Below are 14,734 nucleotides of genomic sequence, written 5' to 3'. Positions count from 1 at the left end.
AAACGGCTTAAACACGCTATAGAGTCTAGTTCTATGACTGACTTAAAAACAAAAGTATAAAAAAAATATAGATTTATTTGGAAATCAACACAGAATCTATGTGGTTCAATTTTTAATGCGTTTGAACTAACACAATACTTAGTTCAGATAGATTCCTTCGAAATAAAGGACATGAAATTAATACTCGTTTTGATTAAACCTTTTAGAAATTTTAGAGTCAAATGAAGATGTATTCGTAAATAATAGATTTTAACTAAAAATCAAATTATTTATTAATAGCTTTGTTAAGGTAACTAAAAAACTAAAAAAAAATGAAAAAAACCAGCAATAAGCAATTGCTTTTTGTGATTCCTGCAATTATGGGTTTTGCGGTGAGTCAAGCACAGAATGCTCCGGCAGCTAAAGAACCGGGAATCAATGTTAATTACATGGATAAGGACGTAAAGCCCAGTAATGATTTCTTTCGTTATGTGAATGGAACTTGGTTGGATAATACGGAGATTCCAGCTGATAGAACCCGTTGGGGTAGTTTTGATGAATTGCGCCAAAAAACAGACGCTGATGCTTTGGCAATTCTAAAAGAAGCCACAACAAATCCAAGTTATAAATCGAATACAGATCAAGGCAAAGCGGTTAATTTATACAAATCTATTCTTGATACCGTTGGAAGAAATAAGTTGGGTATAGCGCCTTTGAAACCGTACTTGAAAAAAATAGACGCGGTAAAAAACGCCAAAGATTTAGAAGCATTAATGATTGAGATGGAACCGTTTGGCGGCATTGGATTTATGGGTGCCGGCGTAGGAACTGATGCAAAGAACAGTAGTAGAAACGTGATTAATTTAGGTCCTGGAGGCGTAGGTTTGCCAGACAGAGATTATTATGTTTCTGAAGATGCCGATTCCAAAGAGAAACGAGCTAAATATGTTTTACACGTTGCTAAAATGTTGCAATACCTTGGTGATAAACCAGCAGTTGCTAAAATGAATGCTGAAAAAATCCTGGCTCTCGAAATTGCCATGTCTAAACCAAGATTGGACAGAGTGGAACGCAGAGACCGTCGTAAGTCTTACAATCCAATGACATTGAGTGATTTGAGTAAATTAACTCCATCAATCAACTGGAATAATTATTTCACAAAAATTGGATTGGCAAAAGTAGATACCGTTATTGTATCGCAACCAAAATACATGACCGCTTTAGAAGCTATTTTTAAAGAAAATAAAGTAGAAGACTGGAAAGCATACATGCGTTGGAGTTTGTTGAACAGGGCTTCCAGCCAATTGTCAACTGAAATTGAAAACGCAAACTGGGAGTTTTACGGAAGAACGTTAACGGGTGCAGTAAGTCAAAGACCACGTGACGAAAGAGCACTTCAAACCATCAACGGAGCGGTTGGAGAAGCTTTAGGAAAATTATATGTAGAGAAAAAATTTCCGGCTGAAGCCAAAGCCAAAGCGGAGAAAATGATCAAAAATATATTTTCAGCTTTCGAAAACAGAATCAATAATTTGTCTTGGATGTCTGCAGAAACAAAGGTAAGCGCGCTTGCTAAGCTACATAAATCAAGAATTAAAATTGGTTATCCTGACAAATGGAAAGATTATTCAGCCTTGACGATTAAAAGTCCGGAAGAAGGCGGAACGTATTTTGAAAATGCTAAAAATATGTCTCAATGGCGTTTCAATGAGAATATTGCTGAGTTGAACAAACCAGTTGATAAAGAAAAATGGGGAATGTCTCCGCAAACGGTAAATGCGTATTACAATCCTTCAAATAATGAGATTGTATTCCCGGCAGCAATTTTGCAACCGCCTTTTTACAATTATCAAGCGGACGAAGCGGTAAATTATGGTGGAATTGGAGGTGTTATTGGTCATGAAATTTCACATGGTTTTGATGATTCAGGATCACGTTACAATGCTGACGGAAACTTAGTAGACTGGTGGACGGCTGAAGATTTGAAACAATTCTCTGCTTTAACGGGAGCACTTGCGGCTCAATACAGCGCTTTGCAGCCTATTCCGGGAACTTTTGTAGATGGTAAATTTACTCTTGGTGAAAACATTGGAGATTTAGGTGGAGTAAATGCTGCTTATGATGGTTTACAATTGTACTTGAAAGAAAACGGAAATCCAGGATTAATCGACGGATATACTCCAGAACAACGTTTCTTCATTTCTTGGTCGACTATCTGGCGTTCAAAAATGCGTGATGAAGCCTTGAAAAACCAAGTAAAAACAGACCCGCATTCTCCAGGAATGTACCGTGCTTATGTTCCTTTGCAAAATATAGATACGTTCTATAAAGCGTTCGATATCAAAGCAAATGACGGAATGTATATTGCGCCTGAAAAACGTGTAAGAATCTGGTAAGAATCATTTTAGCATAAAAAAAGTCCCATTTGATACTGTCAGATGGGACTTTTTTGATTTATCAATAATTTATTTCCTTCCTTTCCTTAACGAATAATTCACCATATACAATCCAAACAACGTAACTCCACCACCTATGGCAATGGCTGCATTGAGTACTTCACCAAAAATCACAGCGCCTAAAATCACGGCTATAATTGGGTTGATATACGCATAAATACTGCTTATTTCAGCAGGAAGATTTTGAAGTGCATAGATAAAGGCAATGAAAGTAAGTACCGAACCAAAAATAACTAAATAGGCAATCGACCACCACGAAATTGCTGGAATAGCACTCAAACTAACTGAAGTTCCTGTTGCTCCATTGTACGCAAAAAGTAAAATACTGGATATAAACATTTGCAGTCCCAAACTAAAATACGGATTAAAACTGGCTGCTTTTTTCTTCGTATATAATGAACCAAATGCCCAAGTTAAGGTTGCGATTAATGACAGTATAATCCCAAATCTAAAATCAGGAATTATAAAATCACTCAAATGATCGTAAAAGATAACGCAGACGCCACCAAAACTGATAATTAAACCAATAACCGTTAATCGTGCCAATCGTTCTCCTCTAAAAAAAGTAATGATTACAATCCATAAAGGAACAATAGCTCCTATGATTGCTCCCAGTCCGCTGCTGATGTACTTCACGCCCCAAGTGCTTAATCCGTTACTCAAAACAAAATTAAGGATGCTTAAAATAACAATGGTTTTCCATTGTTTTCCTTGCGGCCAAGGTGTTTTTTTGAACAAGAAAAAGGAAATATACAGCAATCCGCCAATGAATTGTCTAATGGCAGCAAGTTGCAAAGCCGGCATGTGTTTTACGCCTTCTTTTGACGCAATCCAAGTAGTTCCCCAAAAAAAACTGACCCAGCATAAAGCCAAAATAGGTAATCCAATGGCATTAATTTTAGACGAAAAAGCATTCTTAATTTTAGTTCTCACATTATAAATTTGGTTTAGTAAAAGTATAATTTAAAATGTTTTCTAACGTATCACTCAGAATTATTTTTCCGCCAAAATTATTTTCATGATTGAATTTTGGCAAAGCCAAATTCAAAGCCATAGCTTTTTGAGTATAATAAATTTCTCGCGAAGGATGGTAAGGAGTCACCGCATTAAAAGTTTGGTTCCAAGCATTCAATGCCATGATTTTTAGAATAATACCGATGCAATCTTCCTGATGAATTAAATTGATTGGTGCATCCGGATTGTCCAAATTCTCACGGCCAGCCAGAAATTTTATCGGATGACGGTCTTCGCCAATTAAACCGCCAAAACGCAATACTGTAGTTTTGAAATTGCTATTGCTTAGCAAAAGCTGTTCGGTCTCCAATAATTGTTTGCCGCTATCAGTATCCGGTTTCGGGATTGTTTCTTCAGTAACAAACGTATCGTCATCATTATAAACCGATGTCGAACTGATGAAAAGCACATTTTCAACAGATGATTTTTCTATAATCGGAATCACATTTCTAATCTTGGAAACAAAGTTCTCTGTCTCTGAACCGCGAAGTTTCGGCGGAACATCGATGATTAAAATTTTAGTATTTTCCAGAAAACCAGTTAGATTTCCAATAGTTTTATTTTCTGAAAGTGCAATTAAAAAAGGCTTAATTCCTGCATTTTCCAATACCGCTAATTTCTCTTCCGAAGTCGTCGAGCCGTTTACTGAAAACCCTTTTGAAACTAAGGCTTTCGCCAAAGGCAAACCCAACCAACCACAACCCAGAATACTAATTTTTGTCATTTTTATTTTTTGTAACCAATTCAGTTAAATTTTATGTGGTCACTAATTGTGACCGCATATTTCCTTATGTTATTTTAATACTACTTCTCAAAGGTCACAATTTGTGACCTTTGAGAAGTAGTGTTTTTTTATATCTCATCATAATTTGTAATGACTTAGTTTATTGTGGTTTTTTCAAACTGTCTTTCACAACTGTCAAACTATCTTTTACAACAGGATTTGCAATAGCAGCATCCAAAGTATTTACAACCACTACCGGACTTGGCTTTATTTTTTGTTTAATGACCACAGCATCATTCAGCACAAAAGGCGTTGGCATCATCCAGTTTTCTCTTTTTGTTATTTCAAATAAAGGGTTCGACAATAAATCAAAAGAGCTTTCCATTAGTTCCATATCAAAAACCGTTGAGGCATTTACGCTGAACTGCATTTCTAAAGGTGCGTTTCCAACGACATAATAACTCAATATTTTCTTTCCTTTTCGTTGGTAAAGTGAATTTTTCTGACCTAATGTGGTCACGCCATTTGCTTTGAAATTATGAATAGCCATTTTTTCATTGGCAAAAATATCATAGCGATTGACGTTTCGATTCGGGGAAATTTTTATTTTCAAATACCTTTGATTACCAACCACTCGGTCTTCCAGAAATGCTATACTTGGTTTCAGCATGTCTTTTTTAGGAGCTTCGGCAGCATAGGTAAACCCAGAATTGTATTTGCTGAACAATGGTGTTTCATTCAAAGCGGTTGCTTCTTTTGGGTTTTCACCCAAATAGCCTTTGGTCCAGGAATCAAGATTGGTGTCATACGTTGCCCAATTGGCTTTGTCCGTATCGGCATTGTAGACATACAACAAGCTGTTTGATTTGGCTTTCCCATATTCGTAACCTGATTCGGAATGTGCTTTCGCAAAAAAGCCAATAGCAAGCACAAAAAATACTAAAGACCAGATTCCTTTTTTGGCGAAAGCCCCAAAAACAGGTAACAATAATCCAAAGGTCAAAACAGTAAGAATAGCACTTCCAAACAGCACTTTTAATCCCAAACCAATAGGGAACATCTGGATAAAAGGCGCTACGATTATCAAAGCCGGAATGCTAAAAGCGAGACTTAATATTTTACGGGATTTTTGGGTAATGATAAATGCAGCAAATAAAAATAATCCAAAATAAACCGGAATAATCAAGAATCCTGCTCCTTGTAAACTAAAAGCCAAAGCTCCATTAATCACAATCCAAATAAATAATGGTGCTACATAATGGTTCATGGTCACTTTCTTGGCAGAAAAACGGTTGTAAAATGCTAACGTTATCGCTAAACCCAGAAGCACAAATGCCGCAATGTAGGCATATCCGTTATAGGTAAATCCGTTGAGCAAATCATTGTATTGCGGGTACAAAATCAGCAAAGCTTTCCAACCAAAAAAAGTAATTAACCCAATACTGATCAGAGAACTTAAAAACGGTATAAATCCTCTTCCAATTTCGCGGAATGATAAAATACGTTTGGCTTTTCCTAAAAACAACAGGAAAATAAATAGTGCCAATGCGATTACCACCATTGGTAAAACCCAGCTAAAAGGATAACTTATAAAAGTATACGGAATGGTAAAATAGACGTAATCTTCGCTGGCTTGCGTCGTATTTAAATCGGCATTTGAGAAATAATTCAATAACGGCATTAAATAGGTGCCTTGATGTGCAAGCGTATTTTTATTCAAATGATTGATGTCATCCTGAGCGGTATGATAGTTAAAATGGTCATCAATAAAAGCAAAATTATACCCTTGAATATTGCCTTGTTCTCTGAAAACGGTCAAATCGGTGTCGTTGGGTAACATTTTATAAATGCTGTACATCAAGGAATTTGAAACTGGAAAAGTCGTTTTTGCGGCAGCAAACTCTTTTACTAATCCGGCATTTCCTTTGTTAGTTTCCATTAACATATAACTGGGTCCCGACGAACCACGCGCTTCGAAATTAAGCACCAAGCCTATTTCTTTTGCCCAATGGTGTTTGGTTACAAAAAGTGCTGCGCCATTTAATCCTAATTCTTCTGCATCTGAAAACAGAATGATAATGTCATTTTTATGAGGGGTTTTGGAATATAAAAAAGCACGAACACTCTCCAGGATTGTCGCTACACCGGAACCTGCGTCACTTGCCCCTTTGGAGTAGGAATGTGGCGCGCTGTCATAATGGGACAGCAATAACAAAGCTTTAGAGTTAGAAGTTCCTTTTATTCGAGCCAGTATGTTTTTTGATTGTGCCAAATTTCCCCAATCGCTTAAGGTGTATCCTTCCTGAACGGAAGTTTCCAGTCCTAACTTGTTCAGCTCTTTTACGAGATAATTAGCAACCACTTCATGTTCTTTGGAACCTACATAATGGGGTTGTTTTGAAATGGCTTCGACTTGGGTTAAAGCTCTTTTGGTCGAAAAGTCAGAAAGAGAGCCTTCTTCATCTGAAGTCCAATGCGGCATCATGGTAAAGTAAATCAGCCCTAGAATTCCTAGGAGAAATAAACTGGCAAAAATTGAGGAATAATCTTTTTTCATTTTTGGTTAGATAGGTTTGGGGTTGTGGTATTTAAATGTCTTTTTTGACTAGCATATAATAATCATTGTCCAAAAGCATATAGCCTTGATCATACAGGAAATAGTAGGTATTTCCAGTTTTGGTTTGTAAAATATTGGTAAAAAATTCAAAATCGAAACCTTTGCTCAGGAGTTTTGCCCGAGTGGTTTTTGATTTTCCTTCAACATTAAGCTCTGACAAAATACGGTAATTCTTGCGTAACTTATTGTTGATGTTGCGCATAAAATTAGTGCTGTCTTTGTTTATTTTATTATTGTAGGCATTACGGCAGCCGTCACTGCAAAACTTTTTGTCCTCGCGGCCTACAATTTTCTCTCCACATTCTAAGCAGGTTTTATTCATGGATTGATTTTTTTAATTTCGTACAAATCTGTTCTGCGATCTTTTAAGATTCTGGCGCTTCCATGTTCGTGAAGCTCTTTAAGCAAATTCAAATCCACGTCTACAATCAAAGTCATTTCAGTATTAGTAGTTGCTTCCGCTTTTATTCCTGTGCTTGGAAACGCAAAATCCGAAGGTGTAAAAAGTGCGGTTTGTGCATATTGGATATCCATATTGTTTACTTTTGGAAGATTCCCGACACATCCGGCAATGGCCACATAACATTCGTTTTCTATAGCTCTGGCTTGCGCGCAGTGTCTTACCCTTACATAACCACTTTGTGTATCGGTTAAAAACGGTACAAATAAAATATTCATTTCTTCATCGGCCATTAATCTCGCCATTTCCGGAAACTCAACATCATAACAAATCATGATGCCTATTTTTCCACAATCAGTATCAAAAGTTCTAATTTGTGAGCCACCTTTCATTCCCCAATGCAAAACTTCATTTGGAGTGATGTGAATCTTGTAATACATTTCAGAGGTTCCGTCTCTTTTACAAAGAAACCCAACATTGTACAACGTGCCATTTTCTAAATAAGGCATGCTTCCTGAAATGATATTAATATTATACGATATGGCAAATTCCTGAAATTTTTTGCGAATGGGATCTGCATATTTTGCAAGCTTTCTAATGGCGTCAGGTTCAGCTAAATGATTGTAATCAGCCATAAGCGGGGCGATAAATAACTCCGGAAAAACGGCAAAATCACTTTTATAACCGGATACGGCATCAATGAAAAATTCAGCTTGTTCAAATAAAGCTTCTAAGTTTATTAAGGGACGCATTTGCCACTGAATTAATCCAAGTCTGATGATGCTTTTTTGGGTATTTATTAATTGTGGACTTTCGTCATAATAAATATTGTTCCATTCTAATAATACAGCAAATTCTTTGGAATCGATGTCTCCTGCCAGATAGTTTTTCATTATTCTCATCACGTGAAAATCATTGCTCAGCTGAAAGGAGAGCACAGGGTCGTGCAATTCTTTTAGTTTTACTTTTTCGATATACTTTTTCGGAGTCAGTTCTTGGGCGTATTTGTTATAATTTGGAATCCTTCCGGCAAAAACGATAGCCTTTAGGTTCAGTTTTTCACACAATTCTTTTCTGGCATCATACAATCGTCTGCCAAGCCGTAAACCTCTATAATCCGGATGAATAAATACATCAATTCCATACAATATTTCCCCTTTTGGATTGTGCGTCGAGAAAGTATAATTTCCTGTTATTCTAGCGTAATTAGGATTTTTATCAACTAAAATTTCGGCTACAATTAATGATAGTGCAGCGCCCACCACTTTTCCGTCGGCTAAAATTACTAATTGTCCTTCTGAAAACAGACCAAGTAATCTTTCAATATCTGGTTCTTTCCAATACGAATCTGCCATTTCTGGGTAGGATTCCACCATAGATTTTTTTAACTGCTTATAGTCGTCAAATTCTAGATTTCGTAATTCTACTTTTTTTATTTTGGCTTGCATAAGAAGTTGATTTCCATCAAATATAATTAAATTTTTCCATTTACAAACGTTTACAAATAGTTACAACCGAAAGTAAACAGTTAGTAACCGAATACTTTTTGAAAGTCACCGCATCTTTGCAATGTTGATTTGAAAGAAAAACAATTGCAATGTCAATAGCAATGTCAATAAAAAAATAAATAATTTATATACACTAACATTTAAATTTTACACGCCATGAGCACATTAAGAAACAAAGTACAGTTAATTGGACACGTAGGAAATGATCCGGAAATCAAAACTTTTGACGGAGGAAAAAAATTAGCCAATTTCACATTAGCGACAAATGAAAGCTATAAAAACGACAAAGGAGAAAAGGTAGAAGAAACCCAATGGCACAAACTTGTGGCTTGGGGAAAAACGGCTGAAATCATAGAAAAATATGTTACTAAAGGCAAAGAAATTGCCGTTGAAGGGAAATTGACCCATAGAAGTTATGATGATAAAAATGGCGAGAAACGCTATGTTACCGAAGTAGTGGTCAATGAGGTAATGCTTTTAGGGAAATAGTATTCAGTTCCCGATAGCTATCGGGACAGTCCCGGTTTTCGGTCTTAGTTTGCAGTTGTTGTAATGTTGTAAACTGTGACTGAAAACCAAACAAAAAAACCATCGATAATCATCGATGGTTTTTTTAACTAAAGTGTGGACTGCGACTATCCCGATAGCTATCGGGAACTGACCACTATTTTTTTTTGCGTAAATCAAACTTAGGGCAATTTTTGCAGCGCTTGTCTTCCCCTTTTTTATATTTTTCGCAGCATTCGGACTTGAGGTTTTCTTTAGCAGATCCGTTTTTAAGGAGTTTTTTTTTATCCTTTTTCTTTCCCTTCTTTTTATCCTTTTTACTCAATTTCGGCAGCATTAAAATCAAGTTACACTATTTATTCTAAAGAGTGTTTCGCTATTTAGAGCCTTTAGATGTAGCACTGTTTAAAGTCAGCTGTTGAATATCTCTGTCAAATAAATACAAACCACCTTTATCATCACCAATTAGGTTTATTTTATCCAAAATAAGTTTAGCTTGCGCTTCTTCTTCAATTTGTTCGGCTACGTACCATTGTAAAAAGTTGTGTGTGGCATAATCTTTTTCAGAAAAGGAAATGTGAACCAATTCGTTAATCGAATCAGAAACAAAAATTTCATGCTTGTACAGTTCTTCAAACATTTCTTTGAAGGTTTCATAGCTCGTTTTTGGTGCTTTCAATTCAGAAACTCGAGCATGACCGCCACGCTCGTTTATATATTTCACCAACTTAAGCATGTGTGTACGCTCCTCATCGGATTGTGCATACATAAATTTTGAAATTCCTTCCAAACCATGAGTTTCGGCCCATGAAGCCATTGAAAGATAGGTTTGGGATGATTCAGCTTCAATTCGAATCTGATTGTTCAGCGCGTGTTCTATATTTTTTGATAGCATGGCAGTATGTTTTAAGTAAAGTTACAAAAAATAATTCATTTCCTTTTTTTTGAAACCGTGAAAACATAATGCATTTGGAATAAATTTAAGCATTCTCGCTAAAAAATATTTCAGTTAAGTTGATTTATATTCAATTATATCCATCTTCAAATTTACGCATAACATATTCTTTTGTGGCACTGTCGTAGTAACCCAAAATAAAATAATTTTTAAATTTTATTATATTTTCTAAAGTCACTTCTTTATGCTGACTTAAAAAATAGGAAATATTATCAATAGCAAGTGGTGGTGATTCCTGATTGTTAAACTCAAAATTTTTGTCCCAGCTACTTTCAAAAAAAACAGTTTCCGTATGAATGTTTGGTGAAAAATTATTTTGCGGAAACATTTGCTCAAATTCATCATCGGATTGTCCAAAACTGACATTATTCCTTGAATAATGATCTACAAAATCATTTTTTGGAGTTCCTCCAAATGTAATTAAAGTGCGTTTTTTGTTTTTAAAAACCGATACGCCAATATCTAAATTAGACAAATACTGCAGGAATTTTTTCGTTTTGTTTAATTCTTTTGGCCTTCCATTCTCTCTTTGTATTAATAATGGGGAGTTTTTGAAAAGAATGGTATCATTTTTAGAAACAGTAATGTTTTTTATAGTCAAGCCAGAATCATAGTCTTTTACATCAAATAAAAGCCCATCTACATTGGCATTAACCTGAAATATTTTGTTTTCATAAAAAAAAGAGTTTGATGATCGCGCTGCTTTTTTTGGAATTGGTTGAGCGAAGTTTTTTTCGGTTATAGTATGATTTTTAAAATTAAGATTAAAGACTTGTGTTTTTTTAGGATTGTGATCTAATGTTAGGATAATGCGCTCATTGAGCATATAAACTTTGCTTTTCTGCGTGCTTTTGAATAACGGATTGTAATCGTCAACTTCCATTTTTTCAATAGGAAAGGCTTCAATAACTTTATTAAAAGATATTCTTTGTGTGTTTTTATTTTGAAAAAGAAAGTCTGAAAAATCAAATGTTTTTTCTTCAGCTCTTTCGTTTTTAAAAGCATAAAGAGTTAAAGTTTGTTCTGATAGATTTTTAGAAAGGATATAGAATAAATTATCCTTCTGATAAGATGTTATAACATAATGATTTGAAGAAGGAAATCTAAATTTTAAAGCCTTAAAAGTTTTGTTTTCTAAATAATATTTGATCACTATAATTTCATTAAAATCCATTGAAGACCAATAAAGAGTTGGATTTCCATCTTCGCTAAAACTATATCCAATTATTGATTTGTTTTCTAAATTTAAGAACGAACCAGTATATTGATTGGTCAAGAACAAAGCGCTATTGTATTTTAAAATAGTAATATTTTGCGTGTTTGCTATAAAGGAAAAAACATCATGTGTTACTGTGTTTTCAGCATTTAAAATCTGATTGTTTTCTTCATATTTTTTTAAATCTAAAGGATAGGAAGTCAATGCTGTTTGACTAAACAATGCTGATTTGTAGATCAGTAGCAAGAAGAGTAAAGATTTTTTCATATAGCTTTACCTACAAAAATCATTCCGAAATTTTAACAAATAATTTTATAACGAACGATTCATCAATTCCTGAAAACAATCTACAAATTGTCCTAAATGTAAGCCGTCTACTAATCCATGATGTACATGAATTGACATTGGCATGGTTCTCTTGCCGTTTTCAGCAATTTTCATTTTTCCAAAAGAAATCTTCGGGCAGCTATCCGGGAAAGTATAACTTCGGGCATGCGATAACGAAGTGAAATCCAGCCACGGAATCGCCGAAAAATGGATTACATTATCATCCGTAAATGTTCGGGTGAAAAGACCGGTCGTGTTTTGTATTCTTTCAATCTCCGCCAATGCAGTCGCAGTAAAAACAGCAAAATCAGAATTGTATTCGATTAAAGAAAATCCGAAACTGCCATCTTCACGGCCAATAGTTGCAGAAGCATTAATTTGGTCATAAATATATATTTGGTCATCCGAAATCCTGTAGCGAAATGATTCGGTAGTATTGACTGCAACCAGCGTTTTGTGTAAATAGTAGATAAAAAAGGAAACGTTCAGCGATTTTGCGGTTGCATAGGCTTTGGTACAATCAATTTCTACAGTGGCACCAAAAAAGGGTTCTTCAAATTGTCTGAAAAAATGAAAATGCTCCTTTCTAGACCAGTTCTCTATATCTAAAAGTGTTTTCAAGAGTTTGTAATTTTATTTATGGTTCAAAAATACAGTTATTCTTTTGAACCTTGAATTTGTTTTATTTTACTTTTGTCGTAAACAAACCAGAAAATTGATGTTTGTAATTCAGTGATATTCAAAAAAGTTTTTGATAAAACTGGGAATAACAGGCATAAAAAAAAGCCCTAAAAGAAATTTCCTTTAGGGCTTTATGATATAAAAAAGTAGCTTATTTTACTATGAAAGTAACTCTTCTAACTAATCTTCTTGCATTTTCTGAAGTTTTATCAACTGAAGTATCTTCACCAGCAGCAATTACATTCAATCTTGATGCGTCAATTTTAGCTTTCACTAAAGTGTTTTTTACATTGTTAGCTCTTGCACTAGATAATTTATCATTGTATGCAGATCTTCCTAATTCGTCAGCATGACCACTAATATCAACTGAAGCAGATGGATTGTTTCTTAAATAGGTTAAGATAAAATCAATTCCTTCTGTAGAAACATTAGTAGGTGTAGATTTGTCAAAATCAAAATAAACCGCAACATAACCACCATTAATTAAACTTTTGATCAATTCGTTGTCGTATACAACACCAGTATCACCAGTTTTAGCAGCGTAATTTTTCAAGATGTAAGCTTCTGTTTCATCAGGAACTTTATTGTTGTTTTTATCAATTGATTTTCCTTTAGTATCAACCATTGCACCTGCGGCAGTATTTGGCTCTTGATCTAAGTAATCAGCAACACCATCATTGTCAGCATCAAGCATTTTTGTTTCGATAGCTGTAAGTCTGTTGTCGATAACATTGAATCTGTCTTCATTGTCAAGAACCCAGTCAGCATGTTTTACATTTTTACCTAAGTAAACTGTTATACCTGCAGTACCATTAAAAAGAATTCCACCGAAACCTCTTGTACTTGATGAACTAGCGCCATCAAAAGCAAGGTTTTGTTTCGCATTAAGAATTGTTGTAAAATCTCCTGTTAAAGCAATTCTGTCAGTTAATTTGATTTGACCAGTTATACCAGCCATGAAATTACCCACTCTGTCTTTTTTGTAAGAAGGCTCTTTTCTTTCTAACATTCCTAAACCGAAACCAGCATGACCTAACAAACCAATTCTATTGGTCCAAGTTTCAAAACTCATGATTCTTCCTAAGTTAGCTACACCTTGTAAGTCTACTCTGTAGTACTTAGTGTCGAAATCAACAGATTCCTTTTTTCCTGTGAAACTGTTTAAACCAAGATCAGCTTTCAAACCGAATTTGTTGTTAAACATGTAACGAACTCCTAAATCAACAACGTAAGGGCTTACCAATGTTGTGTTGTAACCTGTAGTCATCGGTCTTTGTGGTTTGTTAAAACCACCAGCTAATTCTACAGACCATTTGTTAAAGTCAGTTTCTGTGCTTTTTTCAGTTTCTGTTTGAGCACTCAAAGTTGTAATTGCCAAAGCAAAAACCAACGTAAGTATGATTTTTTTCATAATTTTATTGTTTTAAATTTTATGCAAAAATAAGACATATTGTTAGATGAGAAATTTTAAACAGTTAATTATGTAAGAATTAGTTTTAATTCTGTAAATCGAGTTAGGAATAACGCTTTTAGCAATATTTTGCATTATTTTTATAGATTATATAAAAATATTAACTTTAAATTCAAGTGTTTTTGGTTGAAAATTCTGTAATTAATGATCAAAGAGGTTTAAAACAGTCCGTTTTATTCCAATTTTTTTAAAATTTCAGTTATTTTTTCGAAAGCACTGAAATTATCATGTTCTACTTTATGGTCTATTTTCTCGTGTGCCCAAGTCGTATGAAACGGAATATGAACAGCATGTCCGCCAATGGCTAAAACCGGTAAAACATCCGATTTTAAAGAATTGCCAATCATAAAAAATTCGGAAGGTTGTATTTCCAATCGTTTGATTAAATCAGAATAATCAATTTCTTGTTTGTCTGACATCACTTCGATATGGTGAAAATAATGACCCAAACCAGAATTGTGCAGTTTTCGGCGTTGATCCAATAAATCGCCTTTGGTGGCCACAACCAATTTGTATTTTCCGTGTAAAGCTTCTAAAGTTTCTTCTACACCATCCAATAAAACAATTGGTTTCTCCAGTAATTCCTTTCCGTATTGGATGATTTTTTCAATGATTTCTATAGGAAGTGTATTGTTCGAAATAGTCATCGCCGCTTCAATCATTGAAAGAATATACCCTTTGATGCCGTAGCCGTACAATTTGAGATTATCGATTTCGACCTTGAAAAGTTCTTGCGAAATTCCTTGATGGGACAAATAATCTTCCATTAAACCACAGAATTTCTTCTCGGTTTCATCAAAATACGTTTCGTTGATCCATAAGGTATCATCGGCGTCGAAAGCAATTACTTTTAGTTCCATTTTTATTTTATTTTGATAA

13 protein-coding genes are annotated in these 14,734 nt (G+C 34.7%); 2 read left to right on the top strand and 11 right to left on the bottom strand.

Annotated elements, in window-relative coordinates; genetic code table 11:
* The first annotated feature begins 311 nt into the window (after positions 1 to 311).
* Positions 312 to 2,375: a M13 family metallopeptidase gene (locus ACNQGX_RS16715; RefSeq protein ID WP_417978145.1), complete on the top strand. Its 2,064-nt coding sequence runs from the start codon at positions 312 to 314 to the stop codon at positions 2,373 to 2,375.
* A 69-nt stretch (positions 2,376 to 2,444) separates the two neighbouring features.
* Here ACNQGX_RS16715 and ACNQGX_RS16710 read toward each other — a convergent pair whose 3' ends face one another.
* The 5 genes from ACNQGX_RS16710 to ACNQGX_RS16690 form a co-directional block, all read right to left on the bottom strand.
* Positions 2,445 to 3,368: a DMT family transporter gene (locus tag ACNQGX_RS16710; protein WP_417978143.1), complete on the bottom strand. Its 924-nt coding sequence runs from the start codon at positions 3,366 to 3,368 to the stop codon at positions 2,445 to 2,447.
* A gap of 1 nt (position 3,369) precedes the next feature.
* Positions 3,370 to 4,173 carry a Rossmann-fold NAD(P)-binding domain-containing protein gene (locus ACNQGX_RS16705; protein ID WP_417978141.1) on the bottom strand — a complete coding sequence of 268 codons (804 nt, stop codon included), beginning with the start codon at positions 4,171 to 4,173 and terminating at the stop codon, positions 3,370 to 3,372.
* A gap of 160 nt (positions 4,174 to 4,333) precedes the next feature.
* Positions 4,334 to 6,658 (bottom strand): M28 family peptidase, encoded by a 2,325-nt coding sequence (locus ACNQGX_RS16700; RefSeq protein WP_417978149.1) that lies wholly within the window; start codon positions 6,656 to 6,658, stop codon positions 4,334 to 4,336.
* Positions 6,659 to 6,761: 103 nt separating this feature from the next.
* Positions 6,762 to 7,112: a hypothetical protein gene (locus ACNQGX_RS16695; RefSeq protein ID WP_417978138.1), complete on the bottom strand. Its 351-nt coding sequence runs from the start codon at positions 7,110 to 7,112 to the stop codon at positions 6,762 to 6,764.
* Positions 7,109 to 8,638, bottom strand: coding sequence for a carbon-nitrogen hydrolase family protein (locus ACNQGX_RS16690; RefSeq protein ID WP_417978136.1), 1,530 nt, complete (start codon positions 8,636 to 8,638; stop codon positions 7,109 to 7,111). The genes ACNQGX_RS16695 and ACNQGX_RS16690 overlap by 4 nt, the downstream gene beginning before the upstream one ends.
* Before the next feature lie 216 nt (positions 8,639 to 8,854).
* On the opposite strand from ACNQGX_RS16690, the gene ACNQGX_RS16685 reads away from it, so the two are divergent.
* Complete coding sequence (locus ACNQGX_RS16685; RefSeq protein ID WP_131914496.1) at positions 8,855 to 9,187, top strand: single-stranded DNA-binding protein; 333 nt, start codon at positions 8,855 to 8,857, stop codon at positions 9,185 to 9,187.
* 175 nt (positions 9,188 to 9,362) lie between these two features.
* Here ACNQGX_RS16685 and ACNQGX_RS16680 read toward each other — a convergent pair whose 3' ends face one another.
* From ACNQGX_RS16680 to ACNQGX_RS16655, 6 genes are all read right to left on the bottom strand, one after another.
* Complete coding sequence (locus ACNQGX_RS16680; protein WP_417978134.1) at positions 9,363 to 9,530, bottom strand: hypothetical protein; 168 nt, start codon at positions 9,528 to 9,530, stop codon at positions 9,363 to 9,365.
* 51 nt (positions 9,531 to 9,581) lie between these two features.
* Positions 9,582 to 10,100 carry a ferritin gene (locus tag ACNQGX_RS16675; RefSeq protein WP_131914494.1) on the bottom strand — a complete coding sequence of 173 codons (519 nt, stop codon included), beginning with the start codon at positions 10,098 to 10,100 and terminating at the stop codon, positions 9,582 to 9,584.
* 130 nt (positions 10,101 to 10,230) lie between these two features.
* On the bottom strand, positions 10,231 to 11,643 hold the full coding sequence (locus ACNQGX_RS16670; RefSeq protein ID WP_417978132.1) for a hypothetical protein: 1,413 nt from the start codon (positions 11,641 to 11,643) through the stop codon (positions 10,231 to 10,233).
* A gap of 45 nt (positions 11,644 to 11,688) precedes the next feature.
* Positions 11,689 to 12,324, bottom strand: a complete 636-nt coding sequence (locus ACNQGX_RS16665; protein WP_417978130.1) for a CatA-like O-acetyltransferase — start codon at positions 12,322 to 12,324, stop codon at positions 11,689 to 11,691.
* 211 nt (positions 12,325 to 12,535) lie between these two features.
* Positions 12,536 to 13,795 carry an OmpA family protein gene (locus ACNQGX_RS16660; protein WP_417978128.1) on the bottom strand — a complete coding sequence of 420 codons (1,260 nt, stop codon included), beginning with the start codon at positions 13,793 to 13,795 and terminating at the stop codon, positions 12,536 to 12,538.
* A gap of 233 nt (positions 13,796 to 14,028) precedes the next feature.
* Positions 14,029 to 14,715 (bottom strand): HAD family hydrolase, encoded by a 687-nt coding sequence (locus ACNQGX_RS16655; protein WP_417978126.1) that lies wholly within the window; start codon positions 14,713 to 14,715, stop codon positions 14,029 to 14,031.
* Positions 14,716 to 14,734: the final 19 nt, after the last annotated feature.

This window comes from Flavobacterium glycogeni, assembly GCF_048286775.1.
Taxonomy (GTDB): Bacteria; Bacteroidota; Bacteroidia; order Flavobacteriales; family Flavobacteriaceae; genus Flavobacterium.
Note: the sequence above shows the minus strand (reverse complement) of the source record. Positions and strands in the feature narration are given on the sequence as shown.